Here is a 2,506-nt window from a genome sequence, read left to right as displayed (position 1 = left end):
GAGATAACGGACTACATGCGCAGGCACGGCCCGTTCGAGCCGCACAGGCTTCCGCTCGAGGACATGGAGTACACAACCCTGCCTGGCGTGCTGAAGAGGCTTGAGGAGCGCTTCGAGGACATTGAGTGATTTCTCCTTTTCTTCCAGTTTAGCTTTTCCCCGACTTTATTGCCCAGGTATGTGCACGTTCTTCGTGCTCTCAGGCAAACAGGAAAACTTAAATACGTTCGCGTTCTACCTAACACTTGGAGTGATACAAAAGGGGTGGGAACATGAGGTTTACGGTTCTCAGGATTAAACTCGATGAAAAGGCCGTTGAAAGCGAGGAGCTTGAGAGGAATGACGTTTACGGCATCATCGACTACGGAATAGACCTCCACGAGAAGCTTGGGACGTACTCGATAGACCCATACGACCCCAGAAACGTCATTGTCATGGGCATGGGACCGTTTGCGGGTTCGGCCCTGCCCGGTGCACACAGGCTCATGTTCTTCTTCCGCTCCCCGCTCTACGGGACTCTCTTTCCATCGGCGATGGGCGGTGCCGCCTACGCCTTCAAAAACGTCGGCGTTGACTTCGTAACTTTCGAGGGAAAGGCCGAGAAGCCCGTCGTGGTTCTCCTCTACAACGATGGCGAGAGCGTAAGGGTTGAGCTCCATGAGATTGAACTGGAGAGGGTCATCGAAATCTGGAGGGGCTACAAGGGCGAAGAGGGCGTCTACGCCCTCACCCAGTACCTCATAGAGGCCTTTGGAGGGCGCTTTGACTTCGAGTACAGGATAGCGGTCGTTGGCCCCGCCGCGCTGAACACCAACTACGGCGCCATATTCTCCCAGGCGCTGAGGAAAGGAAAACGGCTCGTCGGCAGCGAGGACTGGGCCGCTCGCGGCGGTTCCGGAAGCGTTCTGCTCAGGGCGCACAACGTCATAGGAATAATCTTCGGCGGAAAGCCGAGGAAGAGGAAGTTCCCGGGCGAGGACATCTCGAACTTCAGAACTGCGAAGGGCATAGTTGAGGGCGTCCACAAGAAGCCCTACAACGAGGTCATAAGCGAGAAGACCACGAAGTACCGCTTCAACCCCAAGCTCAACACCGGCGGAACCTTTGGCGGAAACTACCCGGCCGAGGGCGACTTCGTTCCGATACTGAACTGGCAGATGCCCTACATTCCGAAGGAGGAGCGCATAAAAATCCACGAGAACATAATGAAGCACTACTGGGAGCCCTTCAACGAGGAAGCAATAAAGCCCAAGAACTGGACGACCTGCGGCGAGCCGTGTCCGGTCGTCTGCAAGAAGTACCGCAACGGCCACCACGTCGAGTACGAGCCTTACGAAGCCAACGGACCGCTCAGCGGGAGCATCGTTCTGAGGGCGAGCGACATAAGCGTCCACGCGGCCGATGCTATGGGCTTCGACGCAATAGAGTTCGGAGGAACCGCCGCCTGGGTTCTCGAACTGCTTCACCGCGGGCTTCTCAAGCCCGAGGAGGTTGGCTTAAGCGGCAAGCCGGACTTCACAAAGGATGCCCTCATCAACAGACCGATAGAGGCGAGCGAGACCAACGCGAAGCTCGTGGCTGAACTGGCCCACCGCGTGGCCTTCGGCGAGAACGAGATAGCGAGGATAATCGGCCTCGGCAAGAGGAAGGCGAGCGTAATCTTCGACGAGCGCTTCAAGGACAGGCTGGACTATGGCGAGAGCTTCAAGGACTATGCTGTCTTTACTCCACTCGGCGAGGACGGCGAGATAACGCCGACGATGTACTGGGCGATAGGCAACTACATACCGCTCCCGATTCAAGGAAGATACTGGACCTTCTACCAGTTCGGTGTCTTCCTCGAGCCTGAGGAGCTGGCGCAGAAGATAATAGCGAGCGCTCTCTGGGAGTTCTGGTACGACAACGTCGGCTGGTGTAGATTCCACAGGGGCTGGATGAAGCCGGTCTTGAAGGCGCTCTTCATGGACGCCTACGGCCAGAACATCGACATGGAGGAGCACGCGAAAAAGCAAATAAAGAGGCTCATCGAGTACGCCAGAAAGGCCGGCTACACCCCGGTCTTCTGGGATAGCATGCGCGTCATAGACCTCGTTTCGGCCGGCAGTGAGGAGTTCGGAAACGAAAGGTGGGCCGAGAAGTTCAGGGCCGACAAGGTCGGCACTGCGAAGGAGTATCTGGGCAAAGTCCTGGAAGCCTACAGCGAGATTTTGGGGGTTGAGTGGAGGTTATAAACGGGAAAGAACCAAGAACTTTGACCCCTCTACTTTTTCTTGTAAATGACAAGTGCCAGGACTCCCACACCGAGTATCACCAAGAAATAGACGAAGCTCATCGAAATAATTGTGTTGCCTGTTGTTTGTGGCTTTTTGCTGAAGAGGCTGATTCTTTCAATCTGCAATGTGGCGTTCATCATCCTCGATGTTGTTCTGACTGCCAGATAGTGGACGGGTTCAATTCTGGTCGGGGCTTCAAAGGATTTAATCATGTTCCCGTTTTCTAGCATTAT

The 2,506-nt window shown here is 55.3% G+C and carries 3 protein-coding genes; 2 read left to right on the top strand and 1 reads right to left on the bottom strand.

Going from position 1 to position 2,506, the window contains the following annotated elements; all coding sequences use genetic code 11:
* Together MVK46_RS04130 and gor are read left to right on the top strand one after the other, a co-directional pair.
* Nucleotides 1-129 (top strand): fructose 1,6-bisphosphatase (locus MVK46_RS04130; protein WP_297535387.1); only part of this gene is annotated, 129 nt, incomplete at its 5' end.
* Nucleotides 130-272: 143 nt separating this feature from the next.
* On the top strand, nucleotides 273-2,231 hold the full coding sequence (gor, locus tag MVK46_RS04125; protein ID WP_297535386.1) for a glyceraldehyde-3-phosphate:ferredoxin oxidoreductase: 1,959 nt from the start codon (nucleotides 273-275) through the stop codon (nucleotides 2,229-2,231).
* A 29-nt stretch (nucleotides 2,232-2,260) separates the two neighbouring features.
* On the opposite strand, the gene MVK46_RS04120 is transcribed toward gor, so the two are convergent.
* On the bottom strand, nucleotides 2,261-2,506 hold a 246-nt coding region (locus MVK46_RS04120; protein WP_297535385.1), incomplete at its 5' end, for a hypothetical protein.

The sequence above is a fragment of the Thermococcus sp. genome (assembly GCF_027066465.1).
In the GTDB taxonomy this organism is placed as follows: domain Archaea; phylum Methanobacteriota_B; class Thermococci; order Thermococcales; family Thermococcaceae; genus Thermococcus.
The sequence above is the reverse complement of the archived record's forward strand: the minus strand, read 5'-3'. Positions and strand labels throughout refer to the sequence as shown.